This is a genomic window from Bacillus sp. AFS037270, from assembly GCF_002585305.1.
Window position 1 is genome coordinate 91,253 of the sequence record NZ_NUNF01000003.1, and the last position, 16,286, is coordinate 107,538.

19 protein-coding genes are annotated in these 16,286 nt (G+C 38.3%); all 19 read right to left on the reverse strand.

The window, feature by feature from the left end:
- Positions 1 to 49 precede the first annotated feature (49 nt).
- The 19 genes from qcrB to COD92_RS01855 all read right to left on the reverse strand — a co-directional run bounded on the left by qcrB (position 50) and on the right by COD92_RS01855 (position 15,908).
- Positions 50 to 724, reverse strand: coding sequence for a menaquinol-cytochrome c reductase cytochrome b subunit (gene qcrB, locus COD92_RS01765; RefSeq protein WP_098530418.1), 675 nt, complete (start codon positions 722 to 724; stop codon positions 50 to 52).
- Between the two features lie 3 nt (positions 725 to 727).
- Positions 728 to 1,252 carry a QcrA and Rieske domain-containing protein gene (locus COD92_RS01770; protein ID WP_141561064.1) on the reverse strand — a complete coding sequence of 175 codons (525 nt, stop codon included), beginning with the start codon at positions 1,250 to 1,252 and terminating at the stop codon, positions 728 to 730.
- A 119-nt stretch (positions 1,253 to 1,371) separates the two neighbouring features.
- On the reverse strand, positions 1,372 to 1,836 hold the full coding sequence (locus COD92_RS01775) for a YpiF family protein (RefSeq protein ID WP_098530416.1): 465 nt from the start codon (positions 1,834 to 1,836) through the stop codon (positions 1,372 to 1,374).
- A 216-nt stretch (positions 1,837 to 2,052) separates the two neighbouring features.
- The gene (locus COD92_RS01780; RefSeq protein ID WP_098533675.1) at positions 2,053 to 2,619 is read right to left on the reverse strand and encodes a ReoY family proteolytic degradation factor; all 567 of its coding nucleotides are present in this window, start codon (positions 2,617 to 2,619) and stop codon (positions 2,053 to 2,055) included.
- Positions 2,620 to 2,653: 34 nt separating this feature from the next.
- The gene (locus COD92_RS01785; RefSeq protein ID WP_098533699.1) at positions 2,654 to 3,919 is read right to left on the reverse strand and encodes a tetratricopeptide repeat protein; all 1,266 of its coding nucleotides are present in this window, start codon (positions 3,917 to 3,919) and stop codon (positions 2,654 to 2,656) included.
- A 26-nt stretch (positions 3,920 to 3,945) separates the two neighbouring features.
- Positions 3,946 to 4,842, reverse strand: coding sequence for a hypothetical protein (locus tag COD92_RS01790; RefSeq protein WP_098533677.1), 897 nt, complete (start codon positions 4,840 to 4,842; stop codon positions 3,946 to 3,948).
- A 105-nt stretch (positions 4,843 to 4,947) separates the two neighbouring features.
- Positions 4,948 to 6,237, reverse strand: a complete 1,290-nt coding sequence (gene aroA, locus COD92_RS01795) for a 3-phosphoshikimate 1-carboxyvinyltransferase (protein ID WP_098533679.1) — start codon at positions 6,235 to 6,237, stop codon at positions 4,948 to 4,950.
- 63 nt (positions 6,238 to 6,300) lie between these two features.
- Entirely contained in the window at positions 6,301 to 7,407 is a 1,107-nt protein-coding gene (locus COD92_RS01800) for a prephenate dehydrogenase (protein ID WP_098533681.1), read from the reverse strand.
- A gap of 31 nt (positions 7,408 to 7,438) precedes the next feature.
- On the reverse strand, positions 7,439 to 8,527 hold the full coding sequence (gene hisC / locus COD92_RS01805) for a histidinol-phosphate transaminase (protein ID WP_098533683.1): 1,089 nt from the start codon (positions 8,525 to 8,527) through the stop codon (positions 7,439 to 7,441).
- A gap of 36 nt (positions 8,528 to 8,563) precedes the next feature.
- On the reverse strand, positions 8,564 to 8,938 hold the full coding sequence (aroH, locus tag COD92_RS01810; protein WP_098533685.1) for a chorismate mutase: 375 nt from the start codon (positions 8,936 to 8,938) through the stop codon (positions 8,564 to 8,566).
- A gap of 18 nt (positions 8,939 to 8,956) precedes the next feature.
- Complete coding sequence (aroB, locus tag COD92_RS01815; protein WP_098533687.1) at positions 8,957 to 10,027, reverse strand: 3-dehydroquinate synthase; 1,071 nt, start codon at positions 10,025 to 10,027, stop codon at positions 8,957 to 8,959.
- Complete coding sequence (gene aroC / locus COD92_RS01820; protein WP_098533701.1) at positions 10,027 to 11,199, reverse strand: chorismate synthase; 1,173 nt, start codon at positions 11,197 to 11,199, stop codon at positions 10,027 to 10,029. The genes aroB and aroC overlap by 1 nt, the downstream gene beginning before the upstream one ends.
- A 167-nt stretch (positions 11,200 to 11,366) precedes the next feature.
- The gene (gene ndk / locus COD92_RS01825) at positions 11,367 to 11,813 is read right to left on the reverse strand and encodes a nucleoside-diphosphate kinase (protein WP_098533689.1); all 447 of its coding nucleotides are present in this window, start codon (positions 11,811 to 11,813) and stop codon (positions 11,367 to 11,369) included.
- Positions 11,814 to 11,922: 109 nt separating this feature from the next.
- Positions 11,923 to 12,885 carry a heptaprenyl diphosphate synthase component II gene (hepT, locus tag COD92_RS01830; RefSeq protein WP_098533691.1) on the reverse strand — a complete coding sequence of 321 codons (963 nt, stop codon included), beginning with the start codon at positions 12,883 to 12,885 and terminating at the stop codon, positions 11,923 to 11,925.
- 43 nt (positions 12,886 to 12,928) lie between these two features.
- A complete protein-coding gene (locus COD92_RS01835) occupies positions 12,929 to 13,633 on the reverse strand; it encodes a demethylmenaquinone methyltransferase (RefSeq protein WP_098533693.1) in 705 nt (234 codons plus the stop codon).
- Between the two features lie 3 nt (positions 13,634 to 13,636).
- Positions 13,637 to 14,440 carry a heptaprenyl diphosphate synthase component 1 gene (locus tag COD92_RS01840; protein ID WP_255286857.1) on the reverse strand — a complete coding sequence of 268 codons (804 nt, stop codon included), beginning with the start codon at positions 14,438 to 14,440 and terminating at the stop codon, positions 13,637 to 13,639.
- Positions 14,441 to 14,612: 172 nt separating this feature from the next.
- Entirely contained in the window at positions 14,613 to 14,849 is a 237-nt protein-coding gene (gene mtrB / locus COD92_RS01845) for a trp RNA-binding attenuation protein MtrB (RefSeq protein WP_098533695.1), read from the reverse strand.
- A 34-nt stretch (positions 14,850 to 14,883) separates the two neighbouring features.
- A complete protein-coding gene (folE, locus tag COD92_RS01850) occupies positions 14,884 to 15,450 on the reverse strand; it encodes a GTP cyclohydrolase I FolE (RefSeq protein ID WP_098533697.1) in 567 nt (188 codons plus the stop codon).
- Between the two features lie 185 nt (positions 15,451 to 15,635).
- Positions 15,636 to 15,908, reverse strand: a complete 273-nt coding sequence (locus COD92_RS01855) for an HU family DNA-binding protein (RefSeq protein WP_007084878.1) — start codon at positions 15,906 to 15,908, stop codon at positions 15,636 to 15,638.
- Between the last annotated feature and the right edge of the window lie 378 nt (positions 15,909 to 16,286).

A 16,286-nucleotide genomic window follows, 5' to 3' on the forward strand; every position in this document is an offset into this window, starting at 1 on the left:
CCCTCCTTTTTTCTGTAATAACACTTACAATGTCAGACAAAAACTGATTTTAAAGCGGTCCAGAGATACCTTGTCTGCGAATCATGATAAAGTGTGCTGCCATTAACCCAAACAACACTGCAGGCAAGAAGAACACATGGATCGCAAAGAATCGAGTTAATGTTTGAGCACCAACAATATGTTCATGTCCTGCAAGTAAAACTTTCACGTAAGAACCAATGAACGGTGTTGCCTCAGCAATTTGCAGACCTACTTTTGTAGCGAACAGCGCTTTCATATCCCAAGGTAATAAATATCCCGTAAAACCTAATCCCAGCATGACGAAGAAAATAAGAACTCCGACAATCCAGTTTAATTCACGAGGTTTTTTATAGGCACCTTGGAAGAAGACGCGTAACGTATGTAAAAACATCATTACAAGTACTAAACTGGCTCCCCAGTGATGCATTCCACGTACGATTTGTCCAAATGCAACTTCATTTTGCAGATAATAAACCGATTCCCAAGCGTTTTTGATATCCGGCACATAATACATGGTTAAGAACATACCGGAAAGTATTTGAATAACAGTAACAAAGAATGTCAGACCGCCAAAGCAATAAACAAACGCTGAAAAGTGATGCGCAGGGTTTACATGCTCAGGTACTTCATGGTCCGCGATATCGCGCCACAGCGGCGTAATATCTAAACGTTCATCTACCCAATCGTAAATTTTGTTTAACAATGATTACGCCTCCTTCCGTGGTTCAGCTTTTCCTAAGTATAGGAAGCCGCCTTTTTCCTTGTATGGGTATTCATCAAGCGGTGCTAACGGCGGTGTACCTGGAATATTCGTACCGTCCTTCTCGTAGCGTCCATAGTGGCATGGACAGAAGAATTGATTTGGATGTTCCTTGTTCGTATTCCAGCCCACAGTACAGCCCAGGTGTTTACAAATTGGCGATAGGGCTACAATTTTGTCACCATCTTTATAAACCCAAGCAGTGTTAGTAACTTCTGACTCATACCATGCATCCTTTTGTTTAAAGGTAAAGTCAACACGAACTGGTTCATCCGTTAATTCAGAAACCTTTTGTTTTGTTGCAATGAAATCCCCAGCTGCTTCACCTTTTAAAACAGGATCAACAGCAAATCTAACCATCGGCATTAACATACCAGCTGCCATGAATCCGCCTACACCAGTTAAAGTGTAGTTTAAAAATTGACGTCTTGAAACGCGCTCTTTACTCAAGCTTATCCCCCCCTTGTTCATAAATTTCAGTCCAACGGACACAATTTAAACACATATAAAACTAGGACATAACAATGATATATCAATCTTGTAGCAAGGTCAATATCATACTATTTTAAAAACATATAATATGGGTTGTTTTACTCGTTATTACTCCATTTCTGTGTAAAAATCGATAATAACTGCTTGACTTGACTTTCAACAACCTCTATTTTTTGAGGTTCACTCATGTTTCCAAGTGGAAGGGACGGCAGCCAAATTAACGATCCGCCTAATTTATTTTCATACATACGCCAATCCAGCTCAGAAGTTATGTAAAAGATGTGCTTAAATTCACTTTGTAAAATGTTATCTTCCCATTTTAATAACTCGCTCATTACATTTTCCATATTATCGCTTTTTAGATAGGTAAACGGAGGGAATAATAAAATCCTTCCTGTAAACTGCCTTTCAAGATATCCTGTCAAAAGCGATATAAATTCAAATGCAGCAGCCGACTGTTTCATCTCCTCTCCAAACGCTAAAGAGTAAACTGGAATAACCGCGGTATCAACATACTCTTTTGCATTTAAGTATGTTTCAACTTCTTGAGGTATCCATTTCATTATTACACCAACCTTTTTGATTCGCTACTTCTATCATATCATTATCTCCCAAGAATATAAAAGATAAAGTAGAATATTTTGAAAGTATTCCACTCCAATGAACAAAAGCGCAAACGCCTTGGTCAGCCCCGACANNGACGTCGACAGTCCTTTTATTAACCGTTATCCACAAGCGAAAATTTTATAATTTCCTAAACGAAGAAAAAGGAAGCCGGCTTAGCGCAGACTTCCCTTTTTTTGAGTTTGAGACAATTTATTTAATTTCTCGGTCAGTGCTTGGAATAATTGCTGATCCTGTTTATCAAGAGCTTCATCAATTAGCTCCAATAGTTTTTCACGGTTAAAACGTTCAATGCTGTATTGCAATAATTGTTCTGCGATCATGCCATCTTTTTCGTTTACCTGTAGATGCTTCGGAACAAATGGATTTTCCTCCAAAACTGCTGCATATTGATGTGCCTGATTGGAAGCGTGAAAATTCAACTGAATAAAAATATCCTCGTCGCGATTCAAGCGAATATCATGAAAGGATTTTTCTGCATCTGTTGTCATGACATTTTCTTTATAAAAGCGAAACGGAACTTTATCAACACAGTGTGTTGACATGATCAAACCGCGAGGACAATACTGTGCTTGCTCAACAAAATGTACCTTTTCCATTAATTGATCGTGGCTCATTAGATAGTTTAAAATCCAAACACATTCTCTTCTTTTTAATTGATAATGATTTAAAAACCAGCGAATAAAATCCTTCTTCTCGTTGACAGAAACAGGGGTTGTCATGATAGTTTCCCTCCTCTGCATAATCAGCTTTTTTTTAAGTGTTCACATCGGTAAGACGTTCAAGCAAATCAAGATACTCTTCGTTCGTTGGATCCCCCATTAACAACTGTTTAAAAATTTCGGCGGCGCGTTTGTTTTTTCCTTCTTCTACAAGAAAATATCCGTAATCCTGTAAAAATGTCTCATTATTCTTAAAAAAAGTATATGCACTTTCATATTTGTCTAATGCTGAAGAATATAATTCAAGTTTATCGTTTGCTACGGCTGCATCCCAAAGCAGCTGCGGTTCCTCATCACCATGTATATCTAGCTGTGAAATCAATTCAATTACATCCTCGTAACGTTCCTGGCGGAAAAAAAGCTTATTTAAAGTAATCGCTGCTTCCATAAATCCTGGGTCAAGTGCAAGAGCCTCACGAAAGTATTGCTCTGCTTCCTCTTCATTGCCCAGCTTTAAACAGATTTTACCACCGTAGAAAAATAACTCCTTATTAAATTCATCCTGTTTAATGCCATCTTTAATAGATTGTAGACTATTTTCGAGTTCTTCTTCCCGTTCATACGCCTTAGCAAGATGTAGATAAAGGGAATGGTACTCCAGGTCAAATTCTTTTAATTCATTGAACTTTTCAATTGCTGTACGGTTGTATCCTGCTTGAAGTGCAGTTAAAGCATAACCAAATAGAGTATTAATCTCAACCTTTTCTCTCAATGCTTGATCATAATAAGTAAGGGCCTCTTCAAAAGCTCCTGAAGCACTTAATAAATCAGCCATTCTTCCATGAATATTAACTCCTGCAATTTCATCCTCTTCCCTTAAAACTCGCTCGTATGCGTTCTTGGCTTTAATAACTTCACCTTGCTCACTATAGAGTTCCCCTAAGGCAAAATCGATAATAACCTCGTCAGGCAGCAGCTCTTTTGCTTTTAATAACTTTCTTTCGCATACTTCATAAAGACCCTGAACTTGGTAAAGATCAGCTAGTAATAAGAGTGACTGTGCAAAATGGGCATCTTGTTCTGAAATTCTCTCTAGTACAAGGATTGCTTCTTCCTCTTCACCTGCCTCAACTAATATTTCACCCAGCAGGACAAGGAGCTCGCCTTCTTCAGGATAGGTTTTTAGCAAACTTTCAATTAATGCCTTTGACTCTTCTAAAAATCCATAGTGGTAAAGTTCTTCGCCGAGAAGAAATTTTTCTTCCGGATTACCGCTTTGTAATACATCATTATATTCATCTAATGCCTCTTTATGTTGGCCGTTTTCTAACATTTGAATAATTTTATTTACACGTTCCATTCGCAAATACCTCTACCTCCCCAGATTTACAAAGAAAAATAAGATGGGGTTCGCACCTTAACATATTCTCCACTTCCAGGACTAAATAAAACTTTATCTCCCGAGCGGATCACCTTTCCTTTGTGAACTGTTACAACAAGTCTATTACTATGATAATGAAATAAACTTCCTTCATCAACCTTCCTGATTTCTCTATCCTTTAGATATAAATTATAGCTTAATTCTGTACCTGTCATAAGGCTGCCTTTTTGGGGGTAAAGGCCAAGCTTATTTTGAATAGAAATGGGCAGGGGATCATTTTCTTCCATCACCTCGTATAGGGATGGAATTTTTTCTTTTATCATTATATCCTTCCATTTCGACAAAACCATCCTCGCTTCCTTCTTTTGGGGTAAAGAAATTATTGGAATTAAAGGACTATTAAAGGGAAACATCGCTTCCCTAATCCAGCCCCACGGAATTCTTTCTAATTCATCGAGATCACTCAAATCTACAAAAATTGCCGGGATTTTATATTTTTTACAACTTCTCATAAATGAGGGGGTTATTAATTTTGGTGGAATTTTTACCCCGATAGTAAAATCAATCGGACTGCTGATTAAGGCCGTCTTCATTTCGTTTATTTTATCTGACAGTTCCTTTTCGTATGATAGTTCAACATAAGTAAAAATGGTGGTACATCCCTTTAATAAAAAATGTTCAGTCAAATAGGACTTTAAACCTTCAAAGGAGCCTTTGTAAGGAATAGCTGAACTTAAAAGGACATAAGTAGGAGTCATAATATAAGGATCTAGATTCATTCTCATAAACCGATCATGGGATGTACATTTTTGGACCATCTTTATTTGTTCATTAGTAATGAAAAGCGAACATGTAGTTAGCTGCTTGTCTTTAAGTATATTGGCATTTTCAATAATATACATCGTCCACCACCTATTTACTTTTCTTAAGACAAGCTATGCGAAGAATTGTAATTCTATACCTTTAAGAAGTCATTAAAAAAAGCAAAAGCTGCCTAAAAGGCAGCCTTAGCGGGTTAAGATATTTAAATGTGTAAAAAAGTTCGGGTAAGAAACCGAAATCGCTTCGAATCTTTCAAGTTCTACAGCATTCTCAGATAAAAGAGCAGCAATAGCAAGCATCATGCCAATCCTATGGTCTCCGTGACTTGAAACCTTTCCACCGGTTAACTTTGATTTCCCATGGATAATCATTCCATCATCGGTCGCTTCAATATCAGCCCCTATTTTCCTTAACTCTTGAACTACTGTATCAATACGATTTGTTTCTTTTACCTTTAATTCTTCAGCATCTTTAATGATAGTTGTCCCTTCCGCTTGTGTTGCAAGGAGGGCAATGATTGGAATTTCATCAATTAGTCTTGGAATTAAATTACCTTCCACTACTGTCCCTTTCAGGTTAGAAGTTTTGATGATGAGATCCCCAGCAGGTTCAAAATCATTGGTCTCCGCTTGGACAATCTCTAATTCCGCGCCCATTTTTTGCATAACTTCGATAATCCCGGTTCTAGTTGGATTTAGCCCAACATTTTTTAAGACAATCTCACTGCCAGGAATTATGGCACCTGCAACGAGGAAAAACGCCGCAGACGATATATCACCAGGAACATGAATAGTTGATGCTGTCAGTTTTTGTCCGCCTTTTACCCTAATGGTCTGATTATCTTTTGTAATCTCACCGCCAAATTGTCGAATCATTCTTTCTGTATGATCACGAGTCTCAGCAGGCTCAATAATCGTGCTCACTCCATCTGCCTGAAGTCCAGCAAGAATTAATGCAGATTTAACCTGCGCGCTTGCAACTGGAAGCTGATACTCAATCGACTGTAATTGACCGCCACGGATAGAAATTGGTGTAAAATCACCATTTTTTCGTCCATCCAGTTTAGCACCCATTTGGGTCAATGGGACCGTTACCCTTGTCATTGGTCTCTTACCAATCGACTCATCTCCCACGAGTGATGAGAAAAAGGGTCTGCCTGCTAAAATGCCCATCAATAATCGAATCGTTGTTCCAGAGTTTCCTACATCCAAAACCTCGGAAGGCTCTGTTAATCCTTCAAAGCCCTTTCCAATAATTCGAAGCTCATCCTCTGATTCCTCAATCGTTACGCCTAATTTACGAAAGCATGAGATTGTACTTAAACAATCATCCCCCGGCAAAAAATTAGTTACCCTTGTTTCGCCATGGGCGATAGAACCAAACATGACAGAGCGATGAGATATAGATTTATCACCTGGGATTGTTACTTCACCAACTAAACGATTGACGTTGGTATTAAGTTTTAATGTTTCCATCTAAATCACCTTTTTTTATTTCAAGATTTGTCAGCGCACTAATCAGCAGATTTTCTTTACCAGTTAAGTACCCACTGAAGTTGCGTAATTGGAATAACTTCCTATACATCGCTCAGCTCTTTGACGATCCTCTTCTGTTTGAAAACTAATAACTAAAACTCCATTAATATCTTCGCGCGTTTCTAAAATACGAATATTAGTGATGCTAATGTGTTCCTTTGCTAGATAACCAGTTATCTCTGAGATCACCCCAGGATAATCTGGAATATCCACATACAAGTCATAAAATGAAGGAATAGCCCCTTTTTCTTTCTGGGGAAGCCCATCACGGAACTGCTTGGCCTGATTAAAATAATTGTATATAGCAGTACTGTTTTCTTGTTCTAACAGTGTTTTGACCTCATTCATTTCTGAAAGCCATTGGTTAAGTAATTCAATTAATATTTCACGGTTGTGAAGCAAGATATCTTTCCACATTTTAGGACTGCTTGAAGCAATCCTTGTAATATCACGAAAACCTCCCGCAGCAAGACGGGGGATTAGACCCTCTGATTCAGAGAGTTTTTCGGTTTGCCGAACAATTGATGCAGCAATAATATGCGGAAAATGGCTGACGATTCCTGTAAGATAATCATGTGTTTCCGGAGTAATCGTTAAGAATTTAGCATGTGTCCCAATTAACCACTCTTTGAGAGTATCCACCTTAGTGTTTTCAATATGGTCTTCTGGTGTTAATAAATAAAAAGCATTTTCAAATAAAATCTCCTTTGCAGCTGAGACACCGCTTTTATGTGAGCCAGCCATAGGGTGGCCGCCAATGAAAGTAAACCCACGTTTTGTTAAACTTAGACTGCTCTCAACAATTTTCCCCTTTGTACTTCCTGTGTCAGTTACTATCACTTCTTTATTAAGTGGAAGTTCAGAAAGGAGGTGAATGATTTCCTTAGTTTCATTAACTGGAGCAGCTATTATAATTAAATCAGCTCCAATTGCTCCATCCTGAATACTAACTGCTATTTCATCTATGACACCAAGCATCTTTGCTAGCCTTGCCTGTTCATAGTTAATATCGAATCCAACAATTTCCGAATCGAAATGTTCCTTCTTAATACATAATGCCAAGGATCCACCTATTAATCCTAAGCCAATGACAAAAACCCGGCCCTTCAATGTCCATCCCCCTATTTAGAGAAAACTGCTTCTAGTTTGCCCCAAGAAATTCGCTTAGTACCTTTAAAACACCATCGTTTTGTGCTTCGGAGCCCACCGTTATTCTTACTGAGGTCGGGAAGCCGAGTGCTTTTCCGGAACGGACAATAAATCCTCTCTCTTGTAAATAATGAAAAATCTTATCTCCGTCTATTTTGAAATCTATTAAGATAAAGTTGGTCTGGGTAGGATAATATTCTAAATTATGCTGATCGCAAAATTTATAAAATTGTGTAATTCCCTGCCTGTTCTTTTCTTTACAGTCTTCGACAAATTGCTGATCTTTAATTGCCGCACTTGCAGCTAGCTGGCCTAATGAATTAACGTTAAATGGCTCCCTAGCAGGTTCTAAGGCCTTGATAATTGCTGGATTAGCTACCCCATAGCCAATCCTTAAGGCTGCTAAACCATAAATTTTTGAAAACGTTCTTAATACAATTAGGTTATCGAACTTACGGGTCAAACTAATAGAATTATAATAATCCTCGGCTACTACGTACTCATAATAAGCCTCGTCAAGAACCACAAGAATGTGTGGCGGAACTTTTTCTAGAAATGGGACTAATTTATTCTCCGAAATATATGTACCTGTCGGATTATTAGGGCTGCACACCCAAATGACATTAGTCTGTTCATCAATGGCCTCTAACATAGCGTCTAAGTCATGCTCCCCGTTTACAAGAGGGATTTCCTTAATAATCGCTCCTTCAATTACCGCATTGTGCTTATACTGCGAAAAGGTCGGATGAGCCATTACTGTACTGGCATTTGGATGTAATAGAGCTCTTGAGATAATTTGAATTAAATTATCTGAGCCATTACCTAAAATGAGCTCGTTCTCTTCAACCTCCAAAAAGGATGCAAGTGTTTCTCTTAAATTTGTCGCATAGCCATCTGGATAAATAGCCAGACTGGTTGAATTCGAATTTAGGGCTGAATGAACAGAATCTGAACACCCAAATGGATTTTCATTGGAGGCTAGTTTTACGATCTTTTCGAGATTAAATTGTTTCTTTACTGCATCAATAGACTTTCCTGGTTGATATGGAGTTAGTGTTAATAACTGTTCTTTCCATCTCATTTTCTCCACCCCGTTCGCTTTAAAAGTTTGTTAATTTTATAATGCAACGCTGTTGTTTAAATCAGGTCTTAACACTTGTGCATCATTTAAATAAACATGGACAATTTTTTCCTGTGTAACACTTGTATTGACGTGCATCATTACTCTAACACACATCTTCAAGGAGTTAGGAACAGGCATTTCTCGCATACACATTACTGGTACATAGGTCCAGCCTGGGAATTTCCGCAATGCCTTAGCCGGAAACGCAGCATCAACATCTTCTGTTGTTGAAACTAATACGGAGGCGACGGAATCAGGTTGAATTTGATTTACTTCAATTAATTTAGCAAAAAGTTCCTCTGTCGCTGCAATAATAGCTTCTTCAGAATTAGCAGTAACCGTCGTGGCACCCCTCACACCTCTGATCATAAAACATTCTCCCTTATATTAAAATCTTGTCAACTCTTGCCATAATACCTCTTCTGACACTTCCTGGAGTAAAGGATGCCCCACTTGTTCAAGTAAAACAAAACGAATCGCATCCCCTACAGATTTTTTATCCTGTCTCATTTTCGCTATCAAGCTTTCAAAGGATAATTGTTTAGGTACGGTTGTTTCATAGCCTAATTCTGTAACCCAGTCAATGAATTCACTTATATTAAACGATAAACCTAATAAGTTATTACTTAATTTTAAGGCAAAAATCGTCCCAATCATTACTGCTTCACCATGGGTGAAATTTCCATAACCCATTTCTGCTTCGATCGCATGTCCAAGGGTATGACCTAAATTTAAAAAAGCGCGGATTCCTGTTTCTTTTTCATCCTGCGATACGAACTTGTTTTTAATCTTTATCCCTTGTACAAGAGAAGCGGATAATTGTTCTTTTGTTATGGCATTTAAATTATGAATATTTAACCTTAACCAATCATAAAAATGAGGATCCGCTATAAGGGCATGTTTAATAACCTCCGCAAATCCAGATCGAATTTCATGAATGGGAAGCGTATTTAATAATTCTAGATCATAAAATACTGCTTCCGGCTGATAAAAAGCTCCAATCATATTTTTCCCAAGCGGATGATTGATCGCAACTTTTCCGCCTACGGCACTATCATGTGCAAGAATGGTGGTAGGCACTTGAATAAAAGGAATACCGCGCATAAACGAAGCTGCAACAAATCCGGTCAAATCTCCAACCGCCCCTCCTCCAAAGGAGAGAACAACCGATTTGCGGTCTAAACGACTGGCTAGAGCGGTTGTCAGGGCATCATAATATACCTCAAAGGTCTTTGCTTTTTCACCTGCTGGTGCAGTAAACATGATCGGTTCCCAAGGTTTCAGTACTTGAAGTAATGTTTCAAGATGAAGCTTTGCAACTGTTTCATCCGTAATAATTAGTATTCTTGTGAGATCAGGGAAATGATTTGTCAAGAATACAGGAAGTTCATTTCTACACCCTTCTCCCACAAATACAGGATATTCCTTGGATTCTGTTTGAATTTGAATAGTTTCCATTAGAACTCCCTCGCATATTCCCGATGTCTATTAATTTCATCGACAAGGGTATCAAACCGATCACTATTAAACTGTTCAATAAGTGCGTTAGCAAGTTCCCATGCTACTACATGCTCAGCAACAACAGCCGCCGCCGGTACTGCACAACTGTCAGACCGCTCAACACTGGCCGCAAATGCCTCCTTTGTTTCAATATCGACACTCATCAACGGTTTATATAGTGTTGGAATTGGCTTCATTACTCCTCTAACGACGAGTGGCATCCCGGTCGTCATGCCGCCTTCAAAACCGCCAAGCCGGTTGGTCTTACGGTAAAAACCAACTTCTTTATCCCATCCAATTTCATCATGCACTTGACTTCCAGGCAAGCTTGCCGCTTCAAAGCCAATTCCTATTTCAACACCTTTAAAGGCGTTAATACTCATAATAGCTGCTGCTAATTTCCCATCCAATTTTCGATCATAATGAACATAACTTCCAATACCTGCAGGCATACCTGTTGCAATCACCTCGACAACCCCGCCGATGGAATCTCCATTTTGCTTTGCTTCGTCAATAGCTGACATCATTGCTTGCTCCACCTTGGAATCTGCAACGCGAACTGGAGATAATTCAGTGACTTCTTTTAATGTTTCTATCGCAAGGTTAGGGTCTACGGATGCTTTCACCCCGCCGATTTCGACAACATGTCCTACAATCTCTACACCAAGCAGTGATAATAGCTTTTTCGCGACTGCACCGGCTGCAACTCTAACCGTTGTTTCCCGTGCTGAAGAACGCTCTAATACATTTCTCATATCGTGGTGGCCGTATTTAATGGCCCCATTTAAATCCGCGTGACCAGGTCGTGCCCTTGTCACCTTACGCTTGATTTCATCTTCTTGCCCTTCCACTAACGCCTCAATTCCCATAATCTTGGTCCAATGCTTCCAGTCATTGTTCTTTACCACTAATGCAATCGGTGAACCAAGGGTTTGTCCATGACGAACACCTGAAACTATTTCTGCAGTATCCTTTTCGATTTGCATGCGTCTTCCCCGGCCATAGCCTTTTTGCCGTCTGGCTAACTCATTATTTATATCTGAAGCTTCCAGCGGCATGCATGCTGGTAAGCCCTCTAAAATTGTCGTTAACTGCGGCCCATGGGATTCTCCTGCTGTTAAATATCTCATTCCCATCGCTCTTTCCCCCTTCAACTCATTAAAGAATTATTTATCAATATAACATATTGAGCAAAATAAACATAGTATAACTATTCAGAAAATAAGGGTAAATTTTTTGTAATCGGATACAAAAAAAGGCACTCGTATATTATTATACAAGTGCCTTTCAAGTTAGATTAGTAAATCCACTCGTTCACTAACTTAGAATAATCAACTACTTCAGTCTCTTTAAAAAATAATCCAATTTCACGTTCCGCACTAGACGGAGAATCAGAGCCGTGAATAACATTTTTACCCACAGTAAGGCCAAAGTCACCGCGGATCGTTCCTGGGGCCGCGTCCTTAGGATTAGTAGAACCCATCATTTGACGAGCTGTTGCAATCACATTTTCACCCTGCCAAACCATCGCAAAAACAGGTCCTGAAGTGATGAAATCAACTAATTCCCCGAAAAATGGACGCTCCTTATGTTCCCCATAATGTTCTTCAGCAAGCTCATTTGGAATACTCATTAATTTTGCCCCGACTAATTGGAAGCCTTTCTTTTCAAAGCGAGCTACAATTTCCCCAATAAGGTTACGCTGAACTCCGTCAGGCTTTACCATCAAAAATGTTTTTTCCATGGTCTCCACTCCTAAAAAAATATTATGTATATTGATTGTTAGTTTTGAACAATCCATGAAAATGTTATCATTTTTTTGAATATTTAGCAAGCTGACGCCGGCAAAGAAATTAGAACTTTCGTCTGCCTATATATTTAGCAATATCTCGCAATGTCCTTTTGGCTTTGTTTTCTGGTAACTCTTCTAGTACAGTTAATGCCTTATCTAAATAGTGATCACTTAAAGCGAAGGATTTTTCAATCGCACCTGATCGTTTAATTAGGGAGATGATCCGTCCTATTTCCTCGGGTCCCATATTTTCATGTACCTTTTCAATTTCACAAAGTGTATGAGGATCATCCATAGCAAACAGGGCAGGGGCTGTAATATTTCCTTGTAGAAGATCGCTTCCAGCTGGCTTTCCTAGTTCCTTTTCAGTCGAGGTAAAATCCAAAATATCATCAATAATCTGATAGGACATTCCAACGTAATAACCAAATCGGAATAGTTTCTTATGATATTTTTCTTCTACCCCTGCAGCAACAGCTCCTAATTGACAGCTTACTGCAATTAACAGGGCAGTCTTCCTTTTGATTCTCCTAAGGTAATCTCTAAGGTTTTGCTTAAAACGATATTTATCTTTAATTTGTTGAATTTCACCTACAGTTACTTCCACAATGGTGTTCGCCAAAATTTTATGGGCCTCAGGTCTTTCAATATTTGTCATTAATTCGAGGGCAAGTGCAAAAACAAAGTCACCTGTATACATCGCTATTTTGTTATCCCATTTTGATTTGACAGTTGGTTGTCCCCGGCGAAGATCAGCATCATCTATCACATCATCATGAACCAGTGAGGCCATATGAATTAATTCCAATGCGACAGCTACATTTTTCAGTACATGGATATCGTAATCACCAAATTTACCTGCAAGCAAAACAAAAACAGGACGAATTCGTTTTCCTCCAGCTTGTAATGTATGCATAGAAGCTTGTTTCAAAAGAAGAGACTCCGGCTGGATGGTCTCTTCAAGTTCTTTTTCTATTATGTTAATATCCGAATTCAAAAATGAATACATCATTTTTAATTTCATTTGTATTCACCCTGCTTTTCATCCCGTCTTCATTTTTGATGAATTAGATTTTTTTACCTATATGAACAGCGGCAGCACCACCACTATATGGTTTATATTTCACTTCATTGAACCCTGCCTTTTCAAACAACTTGGCAAGCTCTCTCATCCCTGGAAAATCACGGGCAGATTCATGGAGCCATGAATACTCCCGGTAGCTTTTCGCCAAAAGTCTTCCAAACAAAGGCATGATAAAACGAAAATAAAAATAATAAAGCTGTTTATAGCCAATTAAGGTAGGCTGTGATGTTTCCAGGCAAACTGCGATCCCGCCTGGTTTAAGAACCCGATGCATTTCCTTTAATACCTGCAGGTAATCAGGTACATTTCTTAAGCCAAAGCCAATCGTAACATAATCAAAGCTATTATCAGGAAAAGGAAGTTCCATTGCATTTCCATGAATTAATGTCACCTGTTCCAATCCTAAATCCTTAACTTTTTCTATCCCAACATTCAACATGTTTTGGCTAAAGTCTAAACCTGTAACTTTTCCGGAAGGGCCAACTGCTTCAGCTAAGGCAATGGTCCAATCAGCAGTTCCGCAGCATACATCGAGAGCTTTTGAACCCGGTTGAACATTCATTCTTCTCATGGTATCCTTCCGCCACTTGATGTGTTGCTGAAAACTAATAACTGAGTTCATTTTATCATAGTTATCAGATATCTTTTCAAACACATTATGAACGCGCTGTTCTTTCGATTGCTGCATGTTTTACCCTTCTTCCACAAAAGTTTTTGCATATGGCTGATACTGACCCAACAACGCTGTGACCCTTTTTGCTAGAAAGTCATTTATGTTAGGAAGTTGTTTTTCTACAGCATGTTTTAAACGTTCTATATATTCATCGCATGTCTGAATTAAACGCTGTTGTTGTTCTTCTGTTAAATCTTCCAATTTTGCTCCTGTGAAAACGAGTTTCTTCAGTGATTGAAAAAGAATAGAGCAGCCTGATTGAAAATATTCGTTTCTCTCAATTAATAGCCTTTTATATAATAAAAAATCCCCAAGAAACTCATCCCAAAACTCTACTTTAAAATAATCTGCGACCTTTGACAGTAAAGAACTTTCGATTTTTCTAATACCTGACATTAGACTTTCTATTCCATCGAGGTCCGTTTGGTATACGAGAATTTTATGTTCGTTTACTTCTTTTACCCCTGCTGAAAGAGCTTTTATCATGTTAATATCTTCAGCTTCTGCAAGAATTTGATAATATAGTCCGCTAAAATAGTCTCCAGCAAGTACAGTTAGTTGTCTTTTTTTCTCATCTATAGTCTCGCTAGATATATAATCATGGGTATCAAGGGCAATTTGAATTAACATGGTTGACAATGTATAGTTTTGTATCTGATTAAAAGAGAGTTCTAATGATTCCAGTAAAGAGACGAGAACTAACAGCTTTTCCTCATCTATTTTTGGGGTTTCGATAAATTCAAGCAAGTAGGAATCAAAAACCCTCTTTTCGACCTGCTCTTTTATCGTTGTAAATTTTTGTCGAATGTCGTGCACTGTCATCACCCTTGCTTCCCCGATGTAATCACTATATGTATTTTATATTGTCTATTTGAATGAAATTTTCATGCCCACCTTATAGAGAAAAATAAAACAAGGCAGACCCAATTATAACATAAAAGGTCTGAAGTGAGCAGGAATTCACAAAATAATCGCTTACCATTCTAAGTTGCCGCTATTTTCTAATTTCACTCTCAACTTCACCAAATTGAGTGAGAATTTTAGCGTTACCACGAATTTTAATCGCAGAGGTATGCTCCGTAAATTGAGCAATGAGGACCTCTCCTTTATCAAGCTTTTCTGAATGATGGAATCTGGTATCAGAGCCCCTTGTTAAGCCGATTACACTGACTCCATCATCTTGAGCTTTAATCACAACATAATCGCTATTTTGTGGATTACGCTTTTCCAATTTGATCACTCCATATGTCAAGAAATAATTAATTTCAATATTTAATTAAGGATAGGACTTCAGATCGTGCCACTGCATCATCTGCAAGAACTCCGCGGACAGCTGTTGTAACGGTTTTGGAACCAGGCTTTTTTACACCACGCATTGTCATACACATATGCTCAGCTTCTACTACAACCATTACACCGCGAGGGTCAAGCTTTTCCATCATGCTATCTGCTATTGTTGACGTAATCCGTTCCTGCAGCTGCGGCCTTTTAGCAACTGCTTCAACAGCACGAGCTAATTTACTAAGCCCTGTGACACGGCCATTTTGTGGGATATAAGCAACATGCGCTTTTCCAAAAAAAGGAACTAAATGATGCTCGCACATTGAGTAGAACGGAATATCTTTCACTAAAACAAGTTCTTCGTGATCTTCACTAAAAATGGTCTCAAAATGCTGCTTTGGATCTTCATTTAAACCGCTGAAAACTTCCTCATACATTTTTGCCACTCTTTTAGGTGTGTCAAGTAGACCTTCACGATTTGGATCTTCACCAATTGCCTCTAATATTAAACGTACCGCCTCTTCTATTTGGGCACGATTGACTTCCGACATACCGAATTCCTCCTAGAGTATATCTTTTAAGTATAAACACCAACTACATATTAGCACAATCATTTCATTCCAAGCAAAAAAATAGATACTTACAGTCGATATTACCCTTTAAGTAGAAAAAAGGCCATGGACTTCTCCATGACCTTTTTGCCTAAGCTACCTGCTTAAAGCAATCATTTATGTAATTACTTAACTGCATCTTTAAGCGCTTTACCTGGTTTGAAAGCTGGTACCTTACTAGCAGCGATTTCGATTTCATCACCTGTTTGTGGGTTACGACCCTTACGGGCAGCACGTTCACGTACTTCAAAGTTACCAAAACCAATTAGTTGTACCTTATCACCATTTTTTAAAGCATCTAAAATCGCATCAAAAACAGCATCAACTGCTTTTGTAGCGTCCTTTTTTGAAAGCTCGCTAGCTTCAGCAACTGCATTAATAAGTTCTGTCTTGTTCATGCCATTCACCTCCTCCCAAAGAAATTATCAAGATTCGTAAATAAGATTACTTATCTACATTTCTAAACAATTTTTCTAATTTCTATACGTCATAGCAAGGTTTTATTACCAAAGTAATCCATTTTTACTACTTTGGTGACCTAAATCTATTTTTTTAATAAAAACCCAATAAAATAAAGGGTTCAAGCACTATAACGTAATTCTGTTAAAAGATTATCATAATCATTTCCGCATATCAAGAAGATTTCATGAAATAATGGTAATCTTTTCTTTTGTTCATCAATATACTGCTATATTTGACTTATTTTAGCACATATGTAGCGGCAAGAACCAAAGCGGAAGCGCCTTGATCAGCCCGGACAAGCATAAGACGAGCCG

Bases quoted from the DNA above. Each gene is read 5' to 3' on its own strand.
- COD92_RS01770 (WP_141561064.1), bottom strand. From the start codon at position 1,252: ATGAACAAGGGGGGGATAAGCTTGAGTAAAGAGCGCGTTTCAAGACGT.
- COD92_RS01775 (WP_098530416.1), bottom strand. From the start codon at position 1,836: ATGAAATGGATACCTCAAGAAGTTGAAACATACTTAAATGCAAAAGAG.
- COD92_RS01780 (WP_098533675.1), bottom strand. From the start codon at position 2,619: ATGACAACCCCTGTTTCTGTCAACGAGAAGAAGGATTTTATTCGCTGG.
- COD92_RS01785 (WP_098533699.1), bottom strand. From the start codon at position 3,919: ATGGAACGTGTAAATAAAATTATTCAAATGTTAGAAAACGGCCAACAT.
- COD92_RS01790 (WP_098533677.1), bottom strand. From the start codon at position 4,842: ATGTATATTATTGAAAATGCCAATATACTTAAAGACAAGCAGCTAACT.
- aroA (WP_098533679.1), bottom strand. From the start codon at position 6,237: ATGGAAACATTAAAACTTAATACCAACGTCAATCGTTTAGTTGGTGAA.
- hisC (WP_098533683.1), bottom strand. From the start codon at position 8,527: ATGAGATGGAAAGAACAGTTATTAACACTAACTCCATATCAACCAGGA.
- aroH (WP_098533685.1), bottom strand. From the start codon at position 8,938: ATGATCAGAGGTGTGAGGGGTGCCACGACGGTTACTGCTAATTCTGAA.
- aroB (WP_098533687.1), bottom strand. From the start codon at position 10,027: ATGGAAACTATTCAAATTCAAACAGAATCCAAGGAATATCCTGTATTT.
- aroC (WP_098533701.1), bottom strand. From the start codon at position 11,199: ATGAGATATTTAACAGCAGGAGAATCCCATGGGCCGCAGTTAACGACA.
- ndk (WP_098533689.1), bottom strand. From the start codon at position 11,813: ATGGAAAAAACATTTTTGATGGTAAAGCCTGACGGAGTTCAGCGTAAC.
- hepT (WP_098533691.1), bottom strand. From the start codon at position 12,885: ATGAAATTAAAAATGATGTATTCATTTTTGAATTCGGATATTAACATA.
- COD92_RS01835 (WP_098533693.1), bottom strand. From the start codon at position 13,633: ATGCAGCAATCGAAAGAACAGCGCGTTCATAATGTGTTTGAAAAGATA.
- COD92_RS01840 (WP_255286857.1), bottom strand. From the start codon at position 14,440: ATGACAGTGCACGACATTCGACAAAAATTTACAACGATAAAAGAGCAG.
- folE (WP_098533697.1), bottom strand. From the start codon at position 15,450: ATGTCGGAAGTCAATCGTGCCCAAATAGAAGAGGCGGTACGTTTAATA.
- COD92_RS01855 (WP_007084878.1), bottom strand. From the start codon at position 15,908: ATGAACAAGACAGAACTTATTAATGCAGTTGCTGAAGCTAGCGAGCTT.